At 59.2% G+C, this 24,966-nt stretch carries 21 protein-coding genes and 1 pseudogene; 10 read left to right on the top strand and 12 right to left on the bottom strand.

What is annotated here, in order from left to right:
• The 3 genes from QZR14_RS10125 to QZR14_RS10115 are packed head-to-tail and all read right to left on the bottom strand — an operon-like array spanning position 1 to position 2,215.
• Positions 1 to 327 (bottom strand): DUF3325 domain-containing protein, encoded by a 327-nt coding sequence (locus tag QZR14_RS10125; protein WP_311996469.1) that lies wholly within the window; start codon positions 325 to 327, stop codon positions 1 to 3.
• On the bottom strand, positions 327 to 1,913 hold the full coding sequence (locus tag QZR14_RS10120; RefSeq protein WP_311996468.1) for a PepSY-associated TM helix domain-containing protein: 1,587 nt from the start codon (positions 1,911 to 1,913) through the stop codon (positions 327 to 329). Before QZR14_RS10120 ends, QZR14_RS10125 begins: the two co-directional genes overlap by 1 nt.
• The gene (locus QZR14_RS10115) at positions 1,910 to 2,215 is read right to left on the bottom strand and encodes a DUF3649 domain-containing protein (protein ID WP_311996467.1); all 306 of its coding nucleotides are present in this window, start codon (positions 2,213 to 2,215) and stop codon (positions 1,910 to 1,912) included. The genes QZR14_RS10120 and QZR14_RS10115 overlap by 4 nt, the downstream gene beginning before the upstream one ends.
• Before the next feature lie 190 nt (positions 2,216 to 2,405).
• On the opposite strand from QZR14_RS10115, the gene QZR14_RS10110 reads away from it, so the two are divergent.
• The 4 genes from QZR14_RS10110 to QZR14_RS10095 all read left to right on the top strand — a co-directional run bounded on the left by QZR14_RS10110 (position 2,406) and on the right by QZR14_RS10095 (position 6,878).
• Complete coding sequence (locus QZR14_RS10110; protein ID WP_311996466.1) at positions 2,406 to 2,894, top strand: sigma-70 family RNA polymerase sigma factor; 489 nt, start codon at positions 2,406 to 2,408, stop codon at positions 2,892 to 2,894.
• Positions 2,891 to 3,823 (top strand): DUF4880 domain-containing protein, encoded by a 933-nt coding sequence (locus QZR14_RS10105; protein WP_311996465.1) that lies wholly within the window; start codon positions 2,891 to 2,893, stop codon positions 3,821 to 3,823. Before QZR14_RS10110 ends, QZR14_RS10105 begins: the two co-directional genes overlap by 4 nt.
• 91 nt (positions 3,824 to 3,914) lie before the next feature.
• Positions 3,915 to 6,248 carry a TonB-dependent Fe(3+) dicitrate receptor FecA gene (gene fecA, locus QZR14_RS10100; protein ID WP_311996464.1) on the top strand — a complete coding sequence of 778 codons (2,334 nt, stop codon included), beginning with the start codon at positions 3,915 to 3,917 and terminating at the stop codon, positions 6,246 to 6,248.
• Positions 6,249 to 6,509: 261 nt separating this feature from the next.
• Positions 6,510 to 6,878, top strand: coding sequence for an endonuclease domain-containing protein (locus tag QZR14_RS10095; RefSeq protein ID WP_311996463.1), 369 nt, complete (start codon positions 6,510 to 6,512; stop codon positions 6,876 to 6,878).
• Positions 6,879 to 7,273: 395 nt separating this feature from the next.
• Here QZR14_RS10095 and QZR14_RS10090 read toward each other — a convergent pair whose 3' ends face one another.
• Both QZR14_RS10090 and QZR14_RS10085 read right to left on the bottom strand, forming a co-directional pair.
• Positions 7,274 to 7,678 (bottom strand): HPF/RaiA family ribosome-associated protein, encoded by a 405-nt coding sequence (locus QZR14_RS10090; protein WP_250607718.1) that lies wholly within the window; start codon positions 7,676 to 7,678, stop codon positions 7,274 to 7,276.
• Between the two features lie 200 nt (positions 7,679 to 7,878).
• Positions 7,879 to 8,826, bottom strand: coding sequence for a LysR substrate-binding domain-containing protein (locus tag QZR14_RS10085; RefSeq protein ID WP_007914183.1), 948 nt, complete (start codon positions 8,824 to 8,826; stop codon positions 7,879 to 7,881).
• A 135-nt stretch (positions 8,827 to 8,961) separates the two neighbouring features.
• Here QZR14_RS10085 and QZR14_RS10080 point away from each other — a divergent pair, with 135 nt between their 5' ends.
• From QZR14_RS10080 to QZR14_RS10070, 3 genes are all read left to right on the top strand, one after another.
• Positions 8,962 to 10,338 (top strand): L-serine ammonia-lyase, encoded by a 1,377-nt coding sequence (locus QZR14_RS10080; RefSeq protein ID WP_311996462.1) that lies wholly within the window; start codon positions 8,962 to 8,964, stop codon positions 10,336 to 10,338.
• A gap of 86 nt (positions 10,339 to 10,424) precedes the next feature.
• Positions 10,425 to 11,726, top strand: coding sequence for a serine/threonine transporter (locus QZR14_RS10075; protein ID WP_311996461.1), 1,302 nt, complete (start codon positions 10,425 to 10,427; stop codon positions 11,724 to 11,726).
• A gap of 245 nt (positions 11,727 to 11,971) precedes the next feature.
• On the top strand, positions 11,972 to 12,289 hold the full coding sequence (locus tag QZR14_RS10070) for a DUF3509 domain-containing protein (protein WP_311996460.1): 318 nt from the start codon (positions 11,972 to 11,974) through the stop codon (positions 12,287 to 12,289).
• Here QZR14_RS10070 and QZR14_RS10065 read toward each other — a convergent pair.
• On the bottom strand, positions 12,286 to 12,786 hold the full coding sequence (locus tag QZR14_RS10065; protein ID WP_026000737.1) for a phosphate-starvation-inducible protein PsiE: 501 nt from the start codon (positions 12,784 to 12,786) through the stop codon (positions 12,286 to 12,288). The two genes, QZR14_RS10070 and QZR14_RS10065, sit on opposite strands and share 4 nt — an antisense overlap.
• Before the next feature lie 327 nt (positions 12,787 to 13,113).
• On the opposite strand from QZR14_RS10065, the pseudogene QZR14_RS10060 reads away from it, so the two are divergent.
• Positions 13,114 to 13,368: pseudogene (locus QZR14_RS10060) on the top strand (YebG family protein); the annotation flags it as partial.
• Positions 13,369 to 13,543: 175 nt separating this feature from the next.
• Here QZR14_RS10060 and QZR14_RS10055 read toward each other — a convergent pair.
• On the bottom strand, positions 13,544 to 14,563 hold the full coding sequence (locus QZR14_RS10055) for a Leu/Phe/Val dehydrogenase (protein ID WP_311996459.1): 1,020 nt from the start codon (positions 14,561 to 14,563) through the stop codon (positions 13,544 to 13,546).
• A gap of 185 nt (positions 14,564 to 14,748) precedes the next feature.
• On the opposite strand from QZR14_RS10055, the gene QZR14_RS10050 reads away from it, so the two are divergent.
• Complete coding sequence (locus tag QZR14_RS10050) at positions 14,749 to 15,552, top strand: SirB1 family protein (protein WP_250607709.1); 804 nt, start codon at positions 14,749 to 14,751, stop codon at positions 15,550 to 15,552.
• 87 nt (positions 15,553 to 15,639) lie between these two features.
• On the opposite strand, the gene QZR14_RS10045 is transcribed toward QZR14_RS10050, so the two are convergent.
• The 4 genes from QZR14_RS10045 to hmgA all read right to left on the bottom strand — a co-directional run bounded on the left by QZR14_RS10045 (position 15,640) and on the right by hmgA (position 20,404).
• Positions 15,640 to 16,995 carry an MFS transporter gene (locus QZR14_RS10045; protein WP_095125417.1) on the bottom strand — a complete coding sequence of 452 codons (1,356 nt, stop codon included), beginning with the start codon at positions 16,993 to 16,995 and terminating at the stop codon, positions 15,640 to 15,642.
• A 148-nt stretch (positions 16,996 to 17,143) separates the two neighbouring features.
• Positions 17,144 to 17,779, bottom strand: a complete 636-nt coding sequence (gene maiA, locus QZR14_RS10040; protein ID WP_311996458.1) for a maleylacetoacetate isomerase — start codon at positions 17,777 to 17,779, stop codon at positions 17,144 to 17,146.
• Between the two features lie 12 nt (positions 17,780 to 17,791).
• On the bottom strand, positions 17,792 to 19,096 hold the full coding sequence (fahA, locus tag QZR14_RS10035; RefSeq protein ID WP_311996457.1) for a fumarylacetoacetase: 1,305 nt from the start codon (positions 19,094 to 19,096) through the stop codon (positions 17,792 to 17,794).
• Positions 19,097 to 19,099: 3 nt separating this feature from the next.
• Positions 19,100 to 20,404 carry a homogentisate 1,2-dioxygenase gene (gene hmgA, locus QZR14_RS10030; RefSeq protein WP_311996456.1) on the bottom strand — a complete coding sequence of 435 codons (1,305 nt, stop codon included), beginning with the start codon at positions 20,402 to 20,404 and terminating at the stop codon, positions 19,100 to 19,102.
• Positions 20,405 to 20,568: 164 nt separating this feature from the next.
• Here hmgA and QZR14_RS10025 point away from each other — a divergent pair, with 164 nt between their 5' ends.
• Complete coding sequence (locus QZR14_RS10025; RefSeq protein WP_311996455.1) at positions 20,569 to 21,348, top strand: IclR family transcriptional regulator; 780 nt, start codon at positions 20,569 to 20,571, stop codon at positions 21,346 to 21,348.
• A 29-nt stretch (positions 21,349 to 21,377) separates the two neighbouring features.
• Here the strand turns inward: QZR14_RS10025 and QZR14_RS10020 are convergent, their stop codons facing one another.
• A complete protein-coding gene (locus QZR14_RS10020) occupies positions 21,378 to 24,842 on the bottom strand; it encodes a dermonecrotic toxin domain-containing protein (protein ID WP_311996454.1) in 3,465 nt (1,154 codons plus the stop codon).
• Positions 24,843 to 24,966 lie beyond the last annotated feature (124 nt).

The raw sequence follows: 24,966 nt of genomic DNA, 5'->3' as shown, positions 1-24,966 counted from the left end.
TCAGCACTGCGCCCATGCGGCGACCGGGCTGGCCAGCAGACTGAACCCGGCCAGCGCCAAGGCCAGCCGCGGGCGATACGGCAGCAACAAGACCAACGCCAAGGCACTGAGCATCAGCACGGCGAACCAGTCGACCAGGCCGAAGCTCCAGCCGTTGACCTTCACCGCCGCCCAAAGCGACAAACACAGCAATAACCATCCGCCGACTTTCAGGCCCTGACGGCGACGGGTGGACGGTTTGCGACCGAGCAATTCGTCGTGGCGGCGAGGCATCGACAGGCATAACGCGGTGAATCCGGCGTAGGTGAGCAACAATGGCAACAGCATCAGTTCACCCCTTGTTCAAGGGTGATCGGCCGGGCTTTTTCGCGACGAGGCTTTTTAACGCTGACGGTGCTGCTGGCGCGCTGCATTTTCCATGCGGCCCACGCCAGAAACAGACCTGTTGCGAGGCACGTCAGATCAACACCGGCCAACGCCCAGTCGCCCCGCATCAAGTTGGCGCCGAGATTCCAAGGGGTGGTCAGCGCATTGATCAGCGGCACCGCGACAAACAGCGCGGCGCCGAGCACAAGCTGCTCAACCCAGGCTTTGCGTCCCGGTCGTAACAGCGCGTGCAGCATGCTCAAGCCCCAAGCCATGAAGAACGCGTTCACTTCCCAATCTGCACGCCCGGCGAGATTCACCGGCAACAGACGATTGGCCAGAAAGAACACCGCCACCGCCGACACCAGCCCGGCCATGCTGGCGATATTCAATACTTCCACCAGCCGCAACTCGAACGGCATCACGCCGCTCTTGGCATGTTTGAGTTGACGCTTGCCCAGCCAGATCACCAGCCCGGTGCCGATCATCGCCGTGCCGGCCAGTCCGCAAATGAAATACAGCCAACGCAAGAGCGGCCCGGCGAAGTGGCCCATGTGCAAGCCGTAGAACGCACCACCGACCGCCATCGCCAGCGGTTGCTCCGGTGTGCTGCCGAGCATCTGCCCGGTCACCCCATTGAAGGTCACGGCGCGGCCGAAATCATGCACCACGCGATCGCCCGCACGGGACAGCACCACCGTCGCATTGGCATCCCCCGGATTGCTCACCGACAGGCGCGCCGTGTGGCCGCCCGACCATTGCTCGCTGGCCTTGCTCAACAGCGGCGCCATGGCCGCCAGCGGTGCCGCAATGTCGGCGCGCTCCGGTGTTTTCGATGCCGGGAAAACTTCGTCATAGAACTTGCGCACGTCATTGCCGTACGACGCGACGATGCTCGCCGGCATGACCATCGACATGAAAATCACCAGGCTGCTGTAGGTGATCATCAAATGAAACGGCAGCACCAGCACACCCACTGCGTTATGCCCGTCGAGCCAAGAGCGCTGGCCCTTGCGCGGGCGGAAGGTGAAGAAGTCCTTGAAGATTTTCTTGTGGGTGATGATTCCGGTGATCAGCGCGACGAACATCACCATCGCGGCAATCGTCGCCAACCAGCGGCCCCACGGATAGGGCATTTGCAACTGGAAGTGGAATCGATAGAAGAACTCGCCGCCCATGCTGTCGCGACCCTGCACTTCGGCGCCGGTTTGCGCGTCGAGGGTTTTCGACTCGAAACGCCCGCGCTCGCCGGGATTGGCCGGCGCTGGCTGCCAGCGCACGGTCAGGCCGGGATCTCGGGCATCAGGCAAATCGATCAGCCAGCGTGAGGCGCCAGCCGCGTGTTGCTGCAGATAATCCTGGGCCAGCGTCAGGCTCGTCTCGGCACTCACCGATCGTGCGGGGATTTCCGGCTGCATCCAGTGGCTGATCTCATCCTTGAAATAGGCCAGCGTCCCGGTCAGAAAAATCGCGAAAAGCAACCAGCCGAACACCAGTCCGGCCCAGGTGTGCAGCCAGGCCATCGCCTGACGAAAGCCCGCTTTCATGCCAGACCCAATCCGCGTGCCACACCAGAGATGGTGGCCAGAATCACGCTCGGCACCAGCAAACCAACCCAGGCCGACCACGCCGTGCGGCAGGCGAAACACCAGAGCACCGCCACCAGATAGACCAGAAAGGAAATGGTCATGCCGGTCACCACCGCTTCGGCGCGGCTCAACGGCAGCCACAGCGTCAGGGTGACACTGGCCAGCGCCGCAACGAGATAGCCGCCAAACACCGCAGCCAGGACCCGTGAGGTGACGGCCAGGCGATAGGACATGGGGAGTGTGGCGAGTTTGCCTTTCATGTTTCGACCCTGAAACGAAAAACGTCCGGCCGATGAGCCGAACCTACAAGCGAGCAATATTAATGATAAATATTCTCATACGCAAAAGCATCTGATTGCCGGTTGAGCGCTTCGCCCACTACAATGCGAACAGTTCTTGTTCTCTAACGCACACTCTCTACCGCGTCAAGAAAGCGCCCGGAGTCCACCGTTGTCGTCCGCCCATCCCGTCGAATCGCTCTATCAGGCCCATCACGGCTGGCTCACCGGCTGGCTGCGGCGCAAACTCGGCTGCCCGGACAACGCGGCGGATCTGGCGCAGGACACCTTCATCAAAGTGCTGACCGCCCGCGAGCCGCCGGTAATCATCGAGCCGCGCGCCTTTCTGACGACGCTGGCCAAGCGCGTTCTGTTCAATCATTACCGCCGCCAGGATCTGGAGCGCGCCTACCTCGAGACGCTGGCGCAGATGCCGGAAATGGCCGCGCCGTCGGAAGAAGACAAAGCGATCATCCTGCAAACCCTGATGGAACTGGATGAGTTGCTCGACGGTTTACCGCGCCTGGTCAAACGCGCCTTTCTGCTGGCGCAGGTCGATGGCCTGACCTATCCACAGATCGCCGCCGAACTCAGCATTTCCGTGGCCACGGTCAAACGTCATCTGAACAAAGCCGCCATGCGCTGCTACTTCGCCCTATGAACCGCGCGCCGGATTTCTCCGCCCAAGTGGCTGAGCAGGCCGTGCATTGGCTGATGGAAATGCAGCAGGGCACGCTCTCCCCGCGCCAGCAACAGGCCTGGCAACAATGGCTGGAGGCGCACAGCGAACACCGGCGGGCGTGGGAGCATATTCAGCGGGTCAATCAGCGTTTGCGCGGTGTGTCATCGCCACTGGCGCATGCGGCGTTGAACGGAGCGAAGTCCGGCAGCCGTCGTCAGGCGCTGAAACTGCTGCTGATTTTTGGCGCCGGTTCGGCGGTCACCTGGGGCATGCGCGAGCACAATCCGCTGCCGTCGTTGCTCGCTGACTACAGCAGTCCGATCGGACAACGGCGCAAGGTCGCGCTCGGTGGCGGCGATCAGCTGCAACTCAACACGGCCAGTGCTGCGGATGTCGACACTTCGGCGCGACTGGTTCGCTTGCTCGAAGGCGAAATACTCCTGACGGCTGCGCAATCGTTCGAAGTGCGCACGGCCCAAGGGACGCTGAAAACCCAAGGCGCACGCCTCAATGTGCGCCAGTTTGCCGACCGCACGCAGGTTGCGCTGTTTGAGGGCCGGGTCGAACTGAGCGCTAACGGACGCGCACCGATCTGGCTGTCAGTCGCTCGTCAACTGAGTTTCAGTTCGACATCCGTCGGCGAAGCCAAACCGCTGGACGCCAACAGCGGCGCCTGGGCCGACGGCATGCTGGTGGCCGCGCACATGCGCCTCGGTGACTTCCTCGACGAACTCGGCCGCTACCGTCGCGGCCAGCTCAATTGCGACCGGAACGTCGCCGACCTGCTGATCTCCGGGACTTACCCGCTGGACGACAGCGAGCGGATTCTTGATCTGCTGGAAATCAGTTTGCCGGTGAAGGTGAGGCGCTTTACCCGCTACTGGGTGAGCGTCGAAGCGCGGGTTTGAAAAAACTCAAAAATAAATGAGCCGTTTTTCAGATCTGGCGTGACAGAGAAGGAAAGCCCCCCTTGATTCAACCTTCTCAGGATCATCCACCATGCACCCCACCCGCCTCTCGCCACTGGCTCGCAGCCTGCGCAATCTCGTCCTCGGCGCCAGCCTGAGCTTCAGCGCCCTGCCCGTCGCAATGGCTGCCGATGCCAAGGCGTACCACATCGCGCCGTCGTCGCTGGAAAACGCCCTCAACCAGTTTGGCCGTGAAGCAGGCGTGCTGATTTCGTTTGGTTCGCAAGTCACCAGCGGTGTGCAAAGCCGTGGCCTGCAAGGCAGTTACACACCTGAGCAGGGATTGAATGCATTGCTCGAAGGCAGCGGCCTGCAAGCCCGCGCCGAGGGCAACAATGCCTTCAGCCTGCAACCGGTGGTGGATGGCGCGGTGGAACTGGACACCTCGACCGTCGTCGGCGACTGGCTGGGTGACGCCGCGCAAATCAATGTGTTCGAACATCCCGGTGCTCGCGATGTAATCCGCCGCGAGGAATTCGAACGCCAGGGCGCGACGCAGGCGCGTGATGTGCTCAACCGTATTCCCGGCGTCAACGCTCCGGAAAACAACGGCACCGGCAGCCATGACATGGCGCTGAATTTCGGCATTCGCGGTTTGAATCCGCGACTGGCTGCACGCTCGACCGTGCTGATGGACGGCATTCCGGTGCCGTTCGCGCCATACGGTCAGCCACAACTGTCGTTCGCCCCGATCAGCATGGGCAACATGGATGCCGTGGACGTGGTGCGCGGCGGTGGTGCGGTGCGTTACGGCCCGCAGAACGTCGGCGGCGTGGTCAACTTCGTCACCCGGGCGATCCCCGACGAGCCTACGGTCAAGGGCGGCTTCCAGACGGAAACCAGCCCATCGTCAAGCCATGACGGTTTCAAGACCAGCACCAACCTGCTGGCCGGTGGCACCAACGCCAATGGCCTCGGTGGTGCGCTGTTGTACTCCGGCACTCGTGGCGGCGACTGGCGCGAACACAGCGACACCGAGATTGACGACCTGATCCTCAAAGGCAAATACCAGCTCGACGAAGCCAACAGCTTCAACGCCATGGCCCAGTATTACGAAGGCAAGGCTGACATGCCCGGCGGTTTGAACGTTGCCGATTACGACGCCGATCCGTATCAGTCGACGCGGCCGAAAGACCAGTTCTGGGGCCGCCGCACGATGTTCAATTTCGGCTATCGCTATCAGGAAGATCGCCGCGAATTCACCGCCAACACCTTCTTCACCAAGACCCTGCGCAGCGGCTATCTGGATCAGGGCACGTTCCTCTCGCTGTCGCCGCGCGAGTACTGGGTACGCGGTCTGGAAACCCGTTTCGCTCAGGGTTTCGACCTCGGCCCGACCAGCCATGAAGTCGGCGTCGGCTACCGCTACATCAACGAGGCCGGTCACGAATTGCGCTATCGCACGCCGATCAGCAGCAACCAATACCCGACCACCAACAGCCGTAATGATCGTGACACCCGTGGCGGCACTGAGGCCAATGCGTTCTTTGTCGACGACCGCATCGACATCGGCAAATGGACGATCACCCCGGGTGTGCGCTACGAGATGATCGAATCGCAGCAGACCAACAACCTGACCAACGCCAAATACAAAGGCGATTACAACACCGCGTTGCCGGCGTTGAACGTGCTCTATCAACTGACGGACAGCTGGAACCTGTACGCCAACACCGAAGGCTCGTTCGGCAGCGTGCAATACAGCCAGATGCCCAACCGTGTAACCAGCGGCGAAGTGAAACCGGAAAAGGCCCGCACCTGGGAGCTCGGCACGCGCTATGACAACGGCGCGTTGCGCGCGGAGATCGGCGCGTTCCTGATCAACTTCGACAACCAGTACGAAAGCAACCAGACCAACGATTCGGTGATCGCACGAGGCGAAACCCGCCATCAAGGCATCGAGACCAGCGTCAACTACGCACTGGATGACTTGAGCCCGGCGCTGGCCGGTTTCGATGTCTACGCCACTTACGCCTATGTTGACGCGACTATCCGCGAAGACGGACCGAACAAGGGCAATCGCGTACCGTTCTCGTCGAAACACAAAGGCACGATTGGTGTGGGTTACACCGAAGGGCCGTGGAAGCTCAATCTCGACAGCAGCTTCCAGAGCGACCAGTTTGCCGACAACGCCAACACCTCGAAGGAAAGTGCCGATGGCAGCACCGGCAAGATCCCCGGTTACATGCTGTTCAGCAGCCGCGCGGGGTATGACTTCGGCCCGCAGTTGTCGGATCTGAATGTGGCGGTGGGGGTGAAGAACATCTTCAACACGCAGTACTTCACGCGCTCGTTTGATGACAACAACAAGGGCAAGTATGTGGGTGAGCCGCGCACGGTTTATGTGCAGACGTCTGTAGCGTTCTGAAGATTGAAAAGCCCCTCACCCTAGCCCTCTCCCAGAGGGAGAGGGGACTTATCGTGGGATGCTTGCGAGGTACGCCGACCTGAACGTGCTGTGCCGAATCCATAATCGACTCGGTCTTACAGGTCGATGTACCCCGCAAGACACCTCGGTCGGCCCCCTCTCCCTCCGGGAGAGGGCTGGGGTGAGGGTCAGCAGGTCAGCAGGTCAGCAGGTCATGGTCTAAAGTAAAACTTCAAACCAACTTCACAAGGATCGTGAAGCATGCAAACCCGCCCCACCCTCGCCCAATTCGCCCGCCAGTTACGCGCCAAGCAAACCGACTGCGAACACCTGCTCTGGCAAAAAATCCGCTCACGCCAAATCGCCCATCTGAAATTTCGTCGGCAGTTTCCCTGTCCGCCCTATGTGCTGGATTTTTACTGTGCCGAGCTGAAATTGGCGATCGAACTGGACGGCGGCCAGCACGCTGAAACGCAGGGGCTAATTCATGACCAGCGCCGGACGCGCTATCTGAATCAAAAGGGCATTGAAGTCGTGCGTTTCAGTAATCTTGAGGTGATCCAGCAGATGGACGATGTGCTGGAGCAGATCATAAGAATTGCAGCGAATCGAAAAATGCCCTCACCCTAACCCTCTCCCAGAGGGAGAGGGAACTGATTGGGGGATGCTTGAGAAATACACCGACCTGAAAGTACTGCGTCGAATCCATAATCGACTCGGTCTTCCAGGTCGACGTACCTCTTCAGACACCTCGGTCGGCCCCCTCCCGGAGAGAGGGGGCCTGATTGGGGGACGCTTGCGAGATACGCTGATCTGATTCTGCTTCACCGAATCCATAATCGACTCGGTCTTTCAGGTCGACGTACCTCTTCAGACACCTCGGTCGGCCCCCTCTCCCTCCGGGAGAGGGCTGGGGTGAGGGCCTGCTTTCTCATGCCATAACCGAAAACCATCCAACCACACAAACAAAAACGGGCCTGCATTGGCAGGCCCGTTCTCATTGGTTGGCTTATAAAATCAGCGCATCAACTGTTGATCGCTGCCTGTTCGTTCTCCAGAAATTCTTCCTCCAGCAGAGCGTCATTCGCCTTGCTAAATGGCACGATGGCGGCGCGGGGTTTGCCTCGCAGCTTGCCAAACAGGTGCTCCAGTGCATGCTCAAGTTTTTCGGCTGCACCGTCGATCGCCTGTTCCAGCGAATCGGCCTTATGGGTCACGGAAATCGCTTGATGGCCTTTCGGCCGCGCTTCCAGCTGGCAGCGCAAGTCATGGGGACCTGGTTTGTCACCGTTCTCGTCACTCAGGTGGACTTCGACACGGGTCAGGTCTTCTTCATAACGTTCGAGCGTGCTCTCAATGGTTGTACGTACCCACTCCTCCAGTCGTTTACTGCCTTGAATATGGTTATCGCTGTTGACTTGGATTTGCATAGTTCATCCCTTATTTCAGCTAGCTCGTGAGAGGCCTTGAGTTGAATTTCCTGACCTCCTGGTTACAACAATCGGCCCGACTGCCGAACATTTCAACCCCTGAAAAAAGATAAATATTCATTCGCAAAAAAAGCCGGACAACCGAGCAAAGCACTGGTAAGGTCGGGAGTTGGGTCGCTTCGCAACCCGGCAAAATCTGCTCACAATTGCCCGTCATTCAACGGATGCAAGCTGCGAAAAATCCCCGCCTCCTCCACCAGCCAATCATGCACCGCGCGCACACCCGGATGGCTTAAAGCGCCCGGCGCATAGAGCAACACGTAGCGTTTGTGATTGGGCACCGACAGGCCAAACGGCACAATCAACGTCCCCCGCTCCAACTCATCGTTAAGCAAGGTGCGGCGGGCAATCGCCACCCCCATGCCGGCGATCGCCGCTTCGATGGTCAGGTGATTGCGATTGAACGTATGCCCACGCCGTACGTCGGCGCCCTCAAAGCCGATCGCGTTCAAATAGAATTCCCACTCCGCGTATTCATAACTGCCACGCCAGGCGGTGATGTCGTGCAGCAGTGGGAAATGCACCAGATCCGCCGGCCCGTGCAAGGGGGGTCGCCCGCGCAACAGGCTCGGCGCGCACACCGGGAAAATCTGCTCGTCGAGCAAGGCTGTGGATAACAGCCCCGGGTAACTGCCGTCGTTCAAATCGATCGCCAGATCAAAGTCGCCTTCGTGCAACGGCACGCTACTGTCCTCGGCGACCAGCCGAAGCTGAATATCCGGATAGCGCTGTTGCAGGCGTGGCAGACGCGGGGTCAGCCACTTGCTGAGGAACGACGGAATCGAGCGCACGCGCAAAATCCCGCTGATCATCCCGGCGTCCAGTCGACGCAACTCGGCATCGATACTGCCATACGCCTCGTTGACGGTGATCGCCAGCCGCTGCCCCTCCGCACTCAGTTCCACACCACGCGCCCGCCGATGGAACAGACGGAAGCCGAGGCGCTCTTCCAGTTGACGAATCTGCTGACTGACCGCACCCGGGGTGATGTGCAGTTCTTCGGCACAACGGGTGAACGACAGGTGCCGCGCGGCACAGGAAAACACCTGCAGCCAGACATAGGTCTGGGCATGCAATTGACGACTCATCGTTTAGTCCTGCTAAAGGCTTACTTAGGAAGTTTCGTTAGTCACGTAGGACCGAGGTAGGCAGTATCGCCGACATTGCGCTTGTCCTACAAAAAATGGCAGCGATTCCCACTCCATTGCTTGTAAGGGTTTAGCATGGCTATCAGTGTTTTCGATCTATTCAAAGTCGGCATCGGCCCGTCCAGTTCCCACACCGTCGGCCCGATGCGCGCTGCTGCGACCTTCGCTCAGGCGCTGATCGATCAGCATTTGTTGAACGATGTACGCCGTGTCGAAATTCGTTTGTACGGCTCGCTGTCGGCCACTGGCGTCGGCCATGCCACCGACCGCGCTACGGTGATGGGCCTGATGGGCGAATGGCCGGACAGCATCGACCCTTCGACCATCGATCCGCGCATTCAGCAACTGCGTGAAACTGGCCACCTGTCCCTCGCCGGACAAAGGGAAATTGCCTTCAACTGGCAGCGAGATCTCCTGCTGTTGGATGAGAGTCTGCCCTACCACCCGAACGCCATGTCGCTGACAGCCTTTGGCGAAACAGCCGAGCTGTTCGAGCAGACGTACTACTCGGTCGGCGGCGGCTTCATCATCGAAGCAGCGGAAGCCGAGTCCGCAGTCGCCTCCGCCGGTGACGTGGTGTTGCCGTACGATTTTTCCAGCGCCGCCGAACTGCTGGCGCTGTGCAAACAGCACAACCTGCGCGTCTCCGAACTGATGATGGCCAACGAGCGCGCATGGCGCAGCGACGCGGAAATTCGCCAGGGCCTGCTGCACATCTGGTCGGTGATGCGTGAGTGCGTCGAACAAGGCCTGCGCCACGAAGGCATCCTGCCAGGCGGCCTGAACGTGCCGCGTCGTGCAGCGAAACTGCATCGCAGCCTGCTGGAAATCGGCAAGCCGAATGTGATCAGTTCGACGCTGTCGGCAATGGAGTGGGTCAACCTGTTCGCCCTCGCCGTCAACGAAGAAAACGCCGCTGGCGGGCGCATGGTCACTGCGCCGACCAACGGTGCAGCCGGAATCATCCCGGCCGTTCTGCACTACTACATGAAGTTCAATCCGGACGCGTCTGACGATGATGTCGTCGCTTTCTTTCTGGGCGCGGCCGCCGTCGGCATTCTGTGTAAGAAAAATGCCTCGATCTCCGGTGCAGAAGTGGGCTGCCAGGGTGAAGTCGGTTCGGCCTGCGCGATGGCGGCCGCTGGCCTGGCCGACGTGCTCGGCGCCACCCCGGAGCAACTGGAAAACGCCGCCGAAATCGGCCTGGAACATAACCTCGGCCTGACCTGCGATCCGGTCGGTGGCCTCGTACAGGTGCCATGCATCGAGCGCAATGCCATCGCCGCCGTGAAAGCAATCAACGCCACGCAAATGGCCCTGCGCGGCGACGGCAAACACTTCATTTCCCTCGACCGGGTGATCCGCACCATGCGCGATACCGGCGCCGACATGCACGACAAATACAAAGAGACTTCACGGGGCGGCCTGGCCGTGAGCTGGGTGGAATGCTGAGGCGCATTCCCTGACCGCCCCGGCAGGCCGCACAGAGCGGCCTGCCAACCGTGAGCCCGAGCAAAAATAATAACGAGGCGATACCGATGACCGATGTACGTACACCTGCTGCCGAAAATCCCGCTGTAGACCGCACACGCAATGCAGAAACGGCCCACAAGGGCTGGAGCAAATTCGACACCACCTGGATGCTCGGCCTGTACGGCACCGCGATCGGTGCTGGCACCTTGTTCCTGCCGATCAACGCCGGCGTCGGCGGTTTCTGGCCGTTGCTGATTCTCGCCGTACTGGCATTCCCAATGACCTTTTTCGCCCACCGTGGGCTGACCCGTTTCGTGTTGTCCGGACGCTCCGGGGATATCACCGAAGTGGTCGAAGAGCACTTCGGCATCGGTGCCGGCAAACTGATCACACTGCTGTATTTCTTTGCGATCTTCCCGATCCTGCTGGTTTACAGTGTCGCGCTGACCAACACCCTGAGCAGCTTTCTCGAACACCAATTGCACATCGCCCCGCCACCCCGCGCGATCCTCTCGCTGGTGTTGATCCTCGGGTTGATGGCGATTGTGCGTTGTGGGCAAAGCGTCATCGTCAAAGCCATGAGCGTGCTGGTTTATCCCTTTGTTGCCGCGCTGTTACTGCTGGCGCTCAGCCTGATTCCGAACTGGAACGGCGCGTTTTTCGCCAGTGCCCAAGAAGCCATGCCAATGTCCGCCTTCTTCAAGACCCTGTGGCTGGCGATCCCGGTGATGGTGTTTTCGTTCAACCATTCGCCGATCATCTCTGCGTTTGCCGTTGATCAGAAACAACGCTACGGCGCGCAGGCCGAACGCAAGAGCAGCGGCATCCTCGCCATGGCCCACGGCATGATGGTGGTGACGGTGATGTTCTTCTGCTTCAGCTGTGTGTTGGCGTTGTCGCCGGCCGACCTGGCTGCGGCCAAGGCGCAGAACATTTCGATCCTGTCGTACCTGGCCAACCACTTCCAGACCCCGGTCATCGCTTACGCCGCGCCGCTGATTGCGCTGGTGGCCATCACCAAATCCTTCCTCGGCCACTACATCGGTGCTAGCGAAGGCTTTCAAGGCATGATCGTGAAAAGCCTGCGCAGCCGTGGCCGGGTGATGTCGGCGAGCTGGCTGAACCGCGCCACAGCCGTGTTCATGATCCTCAGCTGCTGGGCCGTGGCGACGTTCAACCCAAGCATCCTCGGCATGATCGAAACCCTCGGCGGACCGGTGATTGCGTGTCTGTTGTTCCTGATGCCGATGTACGCCATCCGCCGCGTGCCGGCCTTGCGCCAGTATTCTGGCCAGGTGTCCAACGTGTTTGTGGTGCTGATCGGCCTGATTGCACTGTCAGCGATCATCTACTCGGTTCTGCCCTGAAAACGGGCCATTAAAAAAGGCGAGCCGCGTGGCTCGCCTTTTTTATCCCCGTGTTCATTGTTCGACAATTTTCCCGGCACAGCCCTTGCTATACCCCTGTGGGAGCTGTCGAAGCCTCGTTTCACTCGACAGCTGCGACATGAAGCAACAAATACAGGCCACGGAATGGCCGATGATCCGGTTGGGCGAACCAACCCGATCACGGCCGGTCAACAACTGCACGTTCAATCAGGCGGTGACGCATCATGGACAATCCTTTTCAGATCATTACCGATGCCTTCGCGCCGGACTATCAGATCAACCTGAGCATTCAGGGCCTGGACGGCAGCATCATGCTGACCCTGTCCAACAGCGGCCGGATCGTGGCCAAACGCATGATCAGCGCCGAGCAGCGCAACGACCCCGTGCGCCTAAAGCGCCTGGTGCAAAGCATTCAATTCGGCATTGCCATCGAACAGGGCCACAGTGCCATGGCGATCCTCGAAGCGATGACCAGCGGCGACGGGCTGACCCCGCCACCGCCACGCATCGTCGGCCAGCCCGGACAAGCGGCCGGGCTTTAAAGCTCGCCCTTCTCGACTTCCGGATGCTCGCTGGAACCGGCGCCGAGTTTGCGTTGCGGTTTCTCGATCTTCACCGAGGGAAATTGTGACGAGGCGTAACGCACCACCAGAATCGAGAACGCCAACAGCAGAATGCCGCCGCACAGGTAGATGATGCCCATGTCCGGCGGGTTGTGGTGCGAGACGTTGGAGATCAGCAAACGAGTCAACGCGGTGATTGCCACGTAGATCAGGAAGCGCACCGGCATGTGGTTGGTCTTGAAGTAGATCCCGACCATGGCGCCCAATTCGAGATAAATGAACAGCAGCAGAATGTCATCGATCTTGATATGGCCTTCCTCGAGCATCCCGAGAAACTCCATCACCGCCGCCCACGCCGTCACCGCACCGATGGCGAACAACGCCAGATAGTGGAAGGTCTCGACGAACAGGTTGCCCAGGGACTCGGCCAGTTGATGCACGTTTTGCCGCAGTTTCTCGGCCCAGTTGATTTTCACGATGATGTTCCTTAGCTCGAATGCGAGCGGATGGTGCGTGTTGGACGTGACGGTTTTCTGCACGTAACGGTTTTCATGCAGAAAAGAGGCCACGCCATCATGGCGAGCCGCCGCCAAACCCGCGCCGTGGCGTTTGGTCGCACCTCTTGTGCTTTTGCGCGAACGAGCCTGCTTGCGAATGCTGCAACACGATCCCCTGACAAACCCTGAATCCGGTCTACATTAAAAAGCCACTACCCATGGCGCAGGGATTCGCTTATCCTTTTCGCTGTATATGGATACAGTAGTCGTCAAGACAACTTAATGTGAAGGCATGTGAGGTGGTGAATGGCCGTCGAAGTGGTATACCGCAGCAGCCGAGATCTGGAGCGCTTGTTCATGGATAAAGCCGAAGCTGACCGTCATGACAAAATGCTCGAACTGGCCGAATATCTGGCCGATGTCCTGCAAAAAGCCGTTCCGTCCCTGACTGAACAGCAAGTGGAAGAAGCCGGGATCTACATGGCGAAGAATCGCGATGTGTTCGCCCGGGCGTTCAAGAGCCAGCCGGATGCACTGTCGGAGCTGATCAACGCACCGGCCGAGCCCGTTGAACAAGCTGAGGCGGCAGAACCTGCTGAAGCGCAGGCCAAGCCAGCCAAAGCGGCAAAAGCCGCGAAGTAATCAGCGCCCCTTGAAAGATCGCAGCCTTCGGCAGCTCCTACATTGGAATACGTATTTCCTGTAGGAGCTGCCGAAGGCTGCGATCTTTTGCGTTTCAGCGATACAAAACTTTCTCTGCCAACTCATCCGCCACCCGCGCCGGCGAGCGTTTTTCCGCCTGCGCGTGAGCAAATACTTCAGTCAGCCGCGAACTGATCTTCGACAGATGCGCGGTAATCGTCGGCAATTCCTCACCACGGTGTTTCAGCGAGACGTAAATCAGCCCACCCGCATTGATCACGTAGTCCGGCGCATACAGAATCCCGCGCCGCTCCAGTTGATCGGCGACATCCAGATGCGTCAGTTGATTATTCGCCGAACCCGCCACCGCCGAGCAACGCAGTTGCGTGACGGTGTGGCTGTTCAGTACCCCGCCCAGACCGCACGGCGCGAGGATGTCGCACGGTGTGCTGAGCAGCGCGTCGTTGGCGATCGGGTGAGCGTTGAGTTGCTCCATCGCCAGTTGCACCTTGCCGTGGTCGATATCGCTGACCAGCAGCTCCGCCCCGGCGGCGTGCAGTTGTTCGGCCAGGGCAAAACCGACATTGCCCAAGCCCTGAATGGCGATGCGCAAGCCTTCGAGATTATCGCTGCCCAGCCGGGCCATCGCCGTTGCGCGAATGCCGGCAAACACGCCCATGGCAGCATGCGGTGCCGGGTCGCCGGCTGACGTGGTGCTGGTGACATGCTGGGTCTGTTGGGCGATGCAATCCATGTCCGCGACCGAGGTGCCGCTGTCGATGGCGGTGATGTAGCGGCCATCGAGCTGATCGATGCAGCGGCCAAAGGCTTCGAACAGCGCGCCACGACTTTCCACATGAACCGGACGCACGATCACGGCCACGCCACCGCCCTGCGGCAGCCCCGCCAGCGCAGCCTTGTAACTCATGCCCTGAGCGAGGCGAATGGCGTCCTCGACGGCAGATTCGTCATTGGGGTAGGCAAGATAACGACATCCGCCCAAGGCTGGCCCGAGGCGACTGTTATGGATGGCAATGACCGCCTTCAACCCGGTGATCGGGTCGACGCTAAGGTGCAGCGATTCCAGGCGAGTGCTTTGCATGAGCGCAAACATCGTTGGGCTCCCGAATCACTTCTTGTAGAACGCCAGTATAGGCCTGCGCCTGAAAATTGCTGGAGCGCACCGGAATAAGCGTCCGCGCCGACAACAGCTTTGCGGAATAACCCGACAGCCACACAGCGGGGCACTGGACGAATCTCGCGGACGGGGCTAAAACGAGGCATTCCCCGGAGATTTCGATGAGTGCGCGACAACGTTTTTTCGAATGCCTGCACCGTTCACCGCCTGCGCTGTTCGAAGCTGCGCTGTGGATGGCGGCCGAGCACGAAAAAGCGGTCGATCCCGAGGCACTGTTACAAGAATTCAAAGACCTGCAACAACGTGTCAGCTACGGCTTGCCGATGCTGCCGGTCAGTGAACTGGCGCAGCCCCTGTTGCGCCGTATGACGGATCTGGGCTTTGCCCAAGACGACTTTCTGCCGCTGCGTCCGCAGGCGGCGCTGTTGCACAAAGTGTTACAGACCCGTCGCGGCCAACCGCTGGCACTGGCGCTGATTGCTCTGGAATTGGCGCGTCGCCTGGAGATACCTCTGGTCGGGGTCAACTTCCCCGGGCACTTCCTGTTGCGCGTACCCGGTGCCGACCACTTGCTCGATCCGTGCGGCGGCCGGCGCTTGTACCCCAATGATTGTCGCGAATTGTTGCAGCGCCAGTACGGGCCAAACATGAAGCTGACCGCCGAACACCTGCTGACCGCCAGCCCCCAGCAGATGCTCCAGCGCTTGTCGCGCAACCTGCGCCAGTTGCACCTGACTCACGATGATTTCATCGCCGCGCTGATCGACGCCGAACGCGTGCTCGAACTGGGTGACGCCGGCGCCGCGGATTACTTGGCTCGGGCCAGTCTTTATCAGCGGCTCGACTGCCCGAATGCCGAGCGCTTCGACCTGGAGCGAGCGTTATTGCTGAGTGACGACCCGATTCAGCGCCTGCGCCTGACCGAGCGCCTCGGGCACCTGCCGCCCAATTCCGTCGTTCATTAAAAACAAAAGATCGCAGCCTTCGGCAGCTCCTACATGGGAATACACATTTCAATGTAGGAGCTGCCGAAGGCTGCGATCTTTTGCTCTTCAGGATTTGACAGATATCCCCATTCCAACTGCCGAACTTCCTTCGGTGGGCGAACGCACCTGAATGATCAGCAATGCAGCAATCACCGCCGGGATCGCACAGAAGAAGAAAATCTGCGCCACCGGAATGTGCATCGCCAGCAGCAGGCTGCCAAACAGCGGCCCGAGAATCGAACCAAAACGCCCCACGCCCAACGCCCAACCGGTGCCGGTCGCACGCACATGCGCCGGGTAGAAATTACTGGCAAACGCATTCAGCGTCAGTTGCCCGCCGATGATGCAGAACCCGGCGGCAAAAACACAGGCCACCAGATAACGCGGATTGTCGTGATTAAGCCCAAGCAGAATCGTGCACAGCGCCGCCCCTGCCAACACCGCAGACAACAAACGAACCTTGCGCTTCAAGCGGTCCGCGAACCAGGCCATGCAGATCGCGCCCAAGGTGCCGGCGAAGAGGAACATCGACGTCACCAGATTGGCTTCGTTGAGCTTCAGGCCGCTTTCCAGCAGCAGCGTCGGCAGCCAGCTGATCATGAAATACAACAGAATCAGGCTGACGAAAAACGTCGCCCAGATCAGCAAGGTCGGCCGCGCGTAGCCATTGCGGAACAACTCGACCACCGTCAGTTTGCTGCCCTGCTCGCGCTCGTTCTGTTCGACGCTTGCAACGGGCGGTTGCCAGTCCGGCAGCATGCGCGCAGTAACTTTGCGCAGCCGCGCATACGGCGGTGCATCACGCAGCAGACGTGGCAGGGACTCCGGCAGCATCCACCAGAGAAACGGAAACAGCAGCAACGGCGTGACACCACCGGCGAGGAACACTGCCTGCCAGCCGAACTGATCGATGAACCCGGCGGCGACGAAACCACCCGCCGCGCCACCGAACGAGAAGCCACAGGCCGCCAGCGTCACCATCAAGGTGCGCAAACGCGGTGGCGAGTATTCCGACATCAATGCCATGGCACTGGGCATCGCCCCGCCCATACCGATGCCACAGATGAAGCGCGCGATCATCAGCGTGTTCAGCGAGTCGGCGAAAACCATCAGCACCGTCAGCGTGGCGTAGATCAGTACGCAGGCGAGCAGAATGCGCCGCACGCCAAAGCGGTCGGCCAGCGGCGTGACGGCCAGGGAACCAAGGGTGAGGCCGAGCAGGTTGGCACTGAACACAGGCCCGAATGCAGATTTTTCCAGACCCCAGTCCTGCGCCAGCGCAGGCACCACATAACCGAGCACCTGGGCGTCATAGCCGTCGGTGACCAAGAGCAAGGCGAGCAGGATCAAGAGCAACCACTGATATCGGGACACAGGACGGGCGTCGAGTGCCGCCCGGAAGCTGGCAATCTGGTTATGCATCGCAAGGCACCTGTTTTGTTTTTATGATTTTTGGGTAGTTCAACGCCAAATCTTGTGGGAGCGAGCCTGCTCGCGAATGCGCTGTGTCAGCCAAATGAACGGTGACTGACACTCAGCCTTCGCGAGCAGGCTCGCTCCCACAGGGGAATTACGGGGTATCGGGTTGGTTGGCAGGATGGGCCTTCATGAACGCAGGATGTTCAGCCGCCAGTGCGGCAACCCGATGAATTTTCGGATACGCCTCAAGGCTGACGTTGAAGCGCTCAGCCGCATACAACTGCGGAATCAGGTACACATCCGCCACACACGGCCACTCGCCGAAACAAAAGCCCTCATCGCCAATCAACTGCTCCACCGTCGCCAGCCCTTGGCTGATCCAGTGACTGATCCATTCCACCACCTGCGGCTCGTCATACCCCGACTGGCGCAGGCGATTGAGCACGCTGACGTTGTGCAGCGGATGTACGTCGCAACCGATCACCGCCGCCACACCGCGCACCTGCGCACGGGCGAAAAGATCTTCCGGCAGCAACGGCACCTGTGGATAACGTTCTTCCAGGTACTCGATGATGGCCGGCGACTGAGTCAGCAAACCGCCCTCGTCAGTGCGCAAGGCCGGCACCCGCCCCTGTGGATTGATCGCCAGATACGCTGCCTGCCGATGCTCGCCACCCGGCGGCGCGATCAGATTGACCGGCAACGCCTGATAGTCGAGACCCTTCAGCGCCAGCGCGATCCGCACCCGGTACGACGAGGTCGAACGGTAATAGGTATAGAGATCCATAAGCCGCTCCTGTCAGCGCGCCGCCAGCACTTTGCCGCGGCATTCGCCGAAGCCGATCGAAGCAAAACCGTCACGGGCGCAACGCGCACGCAAGATGATTTCATCGCCGTCCTCGAGGAATTTACGCACCTCGCCAGAGGCCAGTTCGATCGGTTTTTTGCCGCCCTCGGTGATTTCCAGCAGGCTACCGAACTGACCGCTCTCCGGGCCAGACAAGGTGCCCGAACCGAACAGGTCACCGGCCTGCAACTGGCAACCGTTGACGCTGTGGTGAGCGACCATTTGCGCAACGGTCCAGTACATGTAACGGGTGTTGCTCAGGGTCAGACGATGGGCCGGCAGGTTCTGCTCGCGCATGGCTTCGGTGAGCAGTAGAACTTCCAGCTCGATGTCGAAGGCACCGCCATCCTGATCACGTTTATCGAACAGGTAAGGCAGCGGCTGCGGATCACCCTCAGGACGCTTCGGTTGAGCGGTGCGGAATGGCTCCAGCGCTTCGGCTGTGACCACCCACGGCGAGACGCTGGTGATGAAACTCTTCGACAGGAACGGACCCAGTGGCTGGTATTCCCAGGCCTGGATATCGCGCGCCGACCAGTCGTTGAGCAGGCAGAAACCGGCGATGTGTTCAGCCGCATCGCCGATGGCGATCGAATCGCCCATTTCGTTGCCCTGACCGATCCAGATGCCCAGTTCCAACTCGTAGTCCAGGCGTGCGCACGGGCCGAACACAGGCTCGGTCTGACCGGCAGGTAGCGTCTGGCCTTTCGGGCGACGCACGTCGGTACCGGAAGCACGCACGGTGGAGGCGCGACCGTGATAACCGATCGGCACGTGCTTGTAGTTCGGCAGCAGCGGGTTGTCAGGGCGGAACAGTTTGCCGACGTTCTGCGCGTGCTCGATGCCCACATAGAAATCGGTGTAATCGCTGATGCGTGCTGGCAGATGCATCTGGCAATCGGCGGCCAGTGGCAGCAGTTTCGCGCCCTGGGCTTCGATGTTGCCGCGGTGTGTGCTGCCTTCGCTGAACAGTTCCAGCAGACGCGAACGCAGAGCCACACGTGCCTCGCGACCGAGTTCGAAGAACGCGTTCAACTGGCCGCCGTGCATGGCTTCGACCGCACTGCGCGCGACGCCGTCGAACAGCCCGGCTTCCAGCGCGACTTGCAGATCGAAGATGTGGTCGCCAATCGCCACGCCAGCGCGCGGCGCCGCAGCATTGGTGCTGAACACACCGAGCGGCAGGTTCTGCAACGGGAAGTCCGCGTGGCCGTTGGCCGAGGCAACCCAGCTGCGGGTGATGGAAGTCTGCGTCATGGGTTATCTCCGGGTCGGGTCGAACGTGGCGGGCAAAGTGGCCCAGCAGGCGTCATAAGTGGATTGCAGTTGCGGACAGTCGAGGGCGAAGCGGCTTGGGCGCAGCACCTGACTGGTCTCGAACATGAAGGCCATGGTGTTGTCGATCTTCGCCGGTTTGAGCTCGGCGTTGATCGCTTTGGTGCAGGTCTCGCCGTCCGGGCCGTGGGCACTCATGCAGCTGTGCAGCGATGCACCGCCGGGCACAAAGCCTTCGGCCTTGGCGTCGTATTCGCCCTGAATCAGGCCCATGAATTCGTTCATCAGATTGCGGTGGAACCATGGCGGACGGAAGGTGTTCTCGGCGACCATCCAGCGTGGCGGGAAGATCACGAAGTCGAGGTTGGCCAGACCGTGCACGCTGGTCGGCGAGGTCAGCACGGTGAAGATCGACGGGTCCGGGTGATCGAAACTGACCGTGCCGATGGTGTTGAAACGGCGCAGGTCATATTTGTACGGCACGTTATTGCCGTGCCAGGCGACCACGTTCAGCGGTGAGTGATTGAGTTCTGTCGCCCACAACTGACCGAGGAATTTCTGCACCAATGTGGTCGGTTGCTGGAGGTTTTCGTAGGCGGCGACCGGGGTGAGGAAGTCACGCGGATTGGCCAGACCGTTACTGCCGATCGGCCCCAGATCCGGCAGGCGCAGCGGCGCGCCGTGGTTTTCGGCGACGTAACCGCGTGCCTGCGAGTCGAGCAATTCCACACGAAATTTCAGGCCGCGCGGCAGCACGACGATTTCCAGCGGCGCAACGTCCAGCAAGCCGAGCTCAGTGGCAATGCGCAGACGACCGAGCTGCGGCACCAGCAGCAGTTCGCCGTCGGCATTGAAGAACACACGCTCCATCGAACGGTTGGCGACGTAGTTGTAGATGCTGATGCCGGACGGTTTCTCGGCACCGGCATTGGCGGCCATGCTCACCAGACCGTCGATGAAATCGGTCGGTTCGGCTGGAACATCCAGCGGATTCCAACGCAGGCGATTGGGCGTCACTTCGCCCAGCGGGCCGCCGGCCAGTTGCCGCTCCAGTTTGACGAAGGCCGGGTGATTGGCCGACGGCTGGATCCGGTACATCCAGGTGCGCCGCGCTTCACTGCGGGTCATGGTGAACGCGGTGCCGGAAAACAATTCGGTGTAGAGGCCGTACGGGGCTTTTTGCGGGGAGTTCTGGCCGACAGGCAGCGCGCCGGGCAACGCCTCAGAGCTGAATTCGTTGCCGAAACCGGACTGATACGCCAGCACCTGGGCGGTTGAATCGAGGTTCATGGAGCCTCCTGAACAGGGAGTCGGCAGTGGCCCATCGCTCTGGCTCAGAGGTCTCGGCACGCCGGGGTTGTTATTATCGTAATCTGATTACGCATAACGTAATTTGCTCGCTATCCAGCGTCAAGCTATAAAGACGCCCATTCGTTTCGGAACCCGGCCGCACCATGGAAAAAACCAGCGACAGCAACGGCAAACAGAAAGTCCGCTCCGCCGAAGTCGGCACCGACATCCTCAAGGCGCTGGCCGAGTTGTCACCGTCCACTTCGTTGTCGCGTCTGGCAGAACACGTACAGATGCCAGCGAGCAAGGTGCACCGCTATCTGCAAGCGCTGATCGCCTCGGGGTTTGCCGAGCAGAACGCCGCCACCAACCATTACGGCCTCGGCCGTGAAGCGCTGCGCGTCGGCCTCGCCGCACTCAACAGTATGGACGTGCTGAAAGTCGCCGCCCTGCCGTTGTCCGAGCTGCGCGACGAACTCAACGAAACCTGCTTTTTGGCGGTGTGGGGCAATCAGGGCGCGACCGTGGTGCATATCGAACCTGCGGTGCGCGCGGTGACGGTGGTGACGCAACTGGGTTCAGTGTTGCCACTGCTCAGTTCATCCACCGGACTGGTGTTCAGCGCCTACCTGCCCCATCGGGAAACCGATGAGTTGCGCGAGCAGGAAATTGCCGCTGTGGATCATCCGTTGAAGGACGAAAAAACCTACGCAACCCTGTGCGAACAGATCCGCGAACGCGGTCTGCATCATGTGCATGGCCTGCTGATGCCGGGTGTGGATGCGTTGTCCGCCCCCGTGTTCAACGCCGTCGGCCATGTCGCCGCCGTGTTGACCATCGTCGGCCCGGCCTCATTGTTCCACGCCGACGAAAACGGCCCGGCGGCGCAGCGGTTGCTGGCGGCGACGCGGGCCGTGAGTTGGCGAATGGGTTATGAAAGATAAATCCGCGGACTAAGAGCGCTCGAAACGGCTCAACGAACCGTGGTCTTGCTCAATGCGGAGTCAGCACCTTCCATCAGTGACTTGAAGAAACCAAGCAGTTCATCTGTGGGGTCTTCATGGCCGGTGTAATACGTAACGAGTTCGGCGACTGTCCGAGCGTCTTCAAACAAACTGAGGAACGAACGTTGCGCGCGAGTCAGTTCTTTAACCGGTGCGCCCGCCGCCGCTGCCTGACCCAATGTCAGCAGTTCGCTCAATACATCCCGTATATGTCCCAGCGCGGCGGAATAATCACCCCGTCGGTGCGACTGCGAAGCGTCGTAGATGCTTTTCATCATCTGCACAGCCACCACGACAGTGCCCACGGGAGGCACCAGCAGGCTCACGATGTTCGCCGCCTTCAACAGGTTGTCGTAAACAATACCGGCGACAATTTCATTGAGACTGGTGGTGCGTTCGTCGATATCACTCAATACACGGCGCACTCGCTCGTCATGGAAAGTGAACAGATCAGGCAGTAACGAACGCTGCTGCGTGCGAATGTCCGGTTTAGCATCGACGGTTGCGACCAGACTGGCGAAATAGTCGTTGATCACCTTTTGGTCGACCAGCAGTATCCGCTCGCTGTAGTAGCTCCTGAACGGGCCGTATCGGAAACGAATAGAAGGAATGAACTCAGCGATCGGCCGGAAACTGACCATGTCTGGCGCGTCAGGCGTGTAGAGCAAATCGACGAAACCTGAAGACAACTTCAGCCGGAAAATATAAACGCCGCCCACCGTGCGGTCATAGGCAGCCGTCAACCCCAACTTGCCGATATTGAATTTATACAGCCCGACGTCACCTTCGGAGACGCTATCCACAATTGACTGATAGCCGCCGCTTTCTTTCAGATTATCGATAATTCGTTGGATAGCAGTGAAAGACTCTGTCGATAATCTGCCATTGGTATAGTCGGCAAAAGCACTGCAGTACATTTCACAGCGAATTTTTCGGGCGTGTACTGCGCGCTTGAAGGCGTAATCAGGATGAGCCTTGTTCTGATATTGCGCTTTCAGCATCGCGGCATATCTGTCGCCGGGACGGAAAGTTTTCGACAGCGAGGACAGGTCTCGGATATCCAGTTTTTCAACGTCGGGATGGCCATTCACCAAATAGTATTTCGGGCTGAATTTGGTTTCGTAAGCCGGATGCACCGCTTCAAAGGCGAGTCCCTCAAGCAAAACATCGGTAACGCTCTTACGAAAATCTTCGGTTTGCACAATGATATGGTCGGGATTGACCGATACGTTGCTGCCACGCTGACGCAAAGTGTCTTCTATCTGAGCTTTCACCGCGTCATAAGTGAACTGTTCGAATGTCGGAAAACCATTTTCTCGTCCATCAACCGTAGACAGCGCCTTGAGTTCGGTTGTCAGACGCGAGTAGCGCTTGCGGCCTTCGATGCCAAGCGCCCGATAACCTACCGGAGCAATCGCCTTGTGCAGAGCAACTTCGGCTCGGTAAGCGACATTTACATAGTCTGCCAACGGTGCCGCGGGATTCAGGCCAAGATTGACTGGCCGGCTGTCGAGTTCATAGCGGTACTCCAGCTCTGTGCGATCTCTGCCGAGCAACTTGCCTGATTCGTACAGGTAGTCTGGATGGATCATCCGTGCAGCGTATTCACGATCTGATGAGAATGCTGTCTCCAGCCAGCGTAGCGCCGCCCAAACATCGGCAAATTTTATCAGTTCAAATTCCCCGACAGGCGTTTTGACCAACATCAGCGACGGTACATATTCTCTGGTCGAAATCATCAGAACATCTTTCAAGGCTGGTACTTGATAACTGATTTTCAATCCATGAATAGTCACCGCAGGGTCATTGGCCATGGCTCGCGCGATGATATTCGCATCGGTGGAGTCCAGCTTTCCGGAGTGACGAGCAACAAAAACTGCAAACTCCATCTGGCTGAAGAGGTAGTTGCGGTAAGCCTCCTGGTAATCAAGCGAGGGCGAGGATGCCAGGCTGCCGGTAAATGTCAGTCGCAGGTTACGACTCTCCAGCCACTGTTCAAGCGCTACTACCGTCAGCCGACTTCCCTCGGGAGCGCCGATGATAGTCAGCGTCGCTTTATAACCATTGTCATGCAGTCCGAAAACGATAAATTCCGTCAGCGTCCGGGTGTCTTCCTGTTCAACCGTACGTCCGGCAATTTTCAGCGTGTACGAGCTATGGACACTGATCGTTTCTGGATCAAGGTCTTCCCCGAGCGTCCTGTCCGCCCATTCGGCAAACGTACGCACCACATAATCCTTAAACGAAAAGTACGCATCGAAGACAGTTGAATAAGCTGCCTGGTATTCATCCCTGGACTCATCAAGCTCCTTGTATCGCTGTTGAATATCGCTACCGGCGGCATGGAGCCAGAGCGGCCAGTCGGTGCGTTTCAATGCAGCCCAAAGCAGATAGAAGCGGGTGTTGATACCGTAGCGCAGCACGTGCAAGCCTTGATTCTCCTGCAGCGCGGAGGTGAGCGGACTTTCCAGTTGTTCCCGGGCACCGAGCAAGGACGACACGCTTTCCAGCTGGCCTTTGAGATGAGTCTCTACGCAGAAGGCGTAAGGACTTTGTGTGGCTTTCAGGTAGCGGATCTGGTCGCTACCCAAAGACAGCCGCTGCTGTAGTTTGCTGTGCAGCTCGGTATTTTTTTCAAAGAACTCGAAGCCGTTTTCCGGCGTGTGCATAAGATAGGAAGTCGACTCGTTGACCAGCGGCATTTCTGCCTGCGGACGCTCGGCATTGTCCAGAACGAAACAGGGCTGTAGCGACAGAAGGTAATCCTGCGCCGGTTGCAACTTCACTTCAAACACTGCGCGTCCGGCGTCTGCGTCGAGCAGATAGGCAAATCGCTCCCCCAACCAGGCATCAAAATTGTTGGCCATGACCGACAGGGAAAGCTCTGCACTCGTGACCACGGCGTACGCTTCGATGAAAGTCTGCTTGTTCGACAGCGGTGCAGTGTCCGGGCGAAGGGTTTTCGCTGGCGCCGCCCAGAACTTTGTGATCTCGGTTCGCAACGTTTTTTCCAGACCGGCAGAAACAGCAGCGATCAGATCTTCGACAATAAGCGTATTCAGAACCTTGACTTTGAATTGCTCACTGAACGTGTCAGGCAGAAAAAACACACCATCACCGCCCACTATGTAAGCGGGGCTGACGTTGTTATTCAGACAATGCACAGTGACGTCCCAAAGGCTGCCCGAAGGTCGGTTTTCGTTGGCAGGAAAAGCAGGATCCGTATTGACATAGACTTTGTCGATATCGACTGTCTTGCCCAAACGTTTCAATTCACTTTCAAGCATGTTGCGAAGAATATCCAGCACGCTCGGCATCGCGTCGATGACTTTGAACAGGTCTGCTTTTGCCTGGCTTGCCTTGTTCCACTCTTCAGCCCAGGACACTTGCTCGCCCTTCGAGCCGCGCATCAGACTTTTAAATAACTTAACCACAGTACTTCCTTACTTGTTTATCCAGAGCTGCGAGTACAGCCCTGTAGATGGCCGCAAGGTAGTTTCTTTTCAAATCAATATGAAGTCCGAACAATTTACAAAACATGCCAGCAAACAACTAAAA

Origin of the sequence: Pseudomonas sp. rhizo66, from assembly GCF_031931925.1 — a bacterium.
In the GTDB taxonomy this organism is placed as follows: domain Bacteria; phylum Pseudomonadota; class Gammaproteobacteria; order Pseudomonadales; family Pseudomonadaceae; genus Aquipseudomonas.
This window is presented reverse-complemented; position numbering and strand designations above follow the sequence as displayed.

Bases quoted from the DNA above. Each gene is read 5' to 3' on its own strand.
- QZR14_RS10050 (WP_250607709.1), top strand. From the start codon at position 14,749: ATGAGTGCGCGACAACGTTTTTTCGAATGCCTGCACCGTTCACCGCCT.
- QZR14_RS10125 (WP_311996469.1), bottom strand. From the start codon at position 327: ATGCTGTTGCCATTGTTGCTCACCTACGCCGGATTCACCGCGTTATGC.
- QZR14_RS10075 (WP_311996461.1), top strand. From the start codon at position 10,425: ATGACCGATGTACGTACACCTGCTGCCGAAAATCCCGCTGTAGACCGC.
- hmgA (WP_311996456.1), bottom strand. From the start codon at position 20,404: ATGAACCTCGATTCAACCGCCCAGGTGCTGGCGTATCAGTCCGGTTTC.
- QZR14_RS10045 (WP_095125417.1), bottom strand. From the start codon at position 16,995: ATGCATAACCAGATTGCCAGCTTCCGGGCGGCACTCGACGCCCGTCCT.
- QZR14_RS10055 (WP_311996459.1), bottom strand. From the start codon at position 14,563: ATGTTTGCGCTCATGCAAAGCACTCGCCTGGAATCGCTGCACCTTAGC.
- QZR14_RS10080 (WP_311996462.1), top strand. From the start codon at position 8,962: ATGGCTATCAGTGTTTTCGATCTATTCAAAGTCGGCATCGGCCCGTCC.
- fecA (WP_311996464.1), top strand. From the start codon at position 3,915: ATGCACCCCACCCGCCTCTCGCCACTGGCTCGCAGCCTGCGCAATCTC.
- QZR14_RS10085 (WP_007914183.1), bottom strand. From the start codon at position 8,826: ATGAGTCGTCAATTGCATGCCCAGACCTATGTCTGGCTGCAGGTGTTT.
- QZR14_RS10115 (WP_311996467.1), bottom strand. From the start codon at position 2,215: ATGAAAGGCAAACTCGCCACACTCCCCATGTCCTATCGCCTGGCCGTC.
- QZR14_RS10070 (WP_311996460.1), top strand. From the start codon at position 11,972: ATGGACAATCCTTTTCAGATCATTACCGATGCCTTCGCGCCGGACTAT.
- QZR14_RS10090 (WP_250607718.1), bottom strand. From the start codon at position 7,678: ATGCAAATCCAAGTCAACAGCGATAACCATATTCAAGGCAGTAAACGA.
- QZR14_RS10120 (WP_311996468.1), bottom strand. From the start codon at position 1,913: ATGAAAGCGGGCTTTCGTCAGGCGATGGCCTGGCTGCACACCTGGGCC.
- QZR14_RS10105 (WP_311996465.1), top strand. From the start codon at position 2,891: ATGAACCGCGCGCCGGATTTCTCCGCCCAAGTGGCTGAGCAGGCCGTG.
- QZR14_RS10095 (WP_311996463.1), top strand. From the start codon at position 6,510: ATGCAAACCCGCCCCACCCTCGCCCAATTCGCCCGCCAGTTACGCGCC.
- QZR14_RS10025 (WP_311996455.1), top strand. From the start codon at position 20,569: ATGGAAAAAACCAGCGACAGCAACGGCAAACAGAAAGTCCGCTCCGCC.
- fahA (WP_311996457.1), bottom strand. From the start codon at position 19,096: ATGACGCAGACTTCCATCACCCGCAGCTGGGTTGCCTCGGCCAACGGC.
- maiA (WP_311996458.1), bottom strand. From the start codon at position 17,779: ATGGATCTCTATACCTATTACCGTTCGACCTCGTCGTACCGGGTGCGG.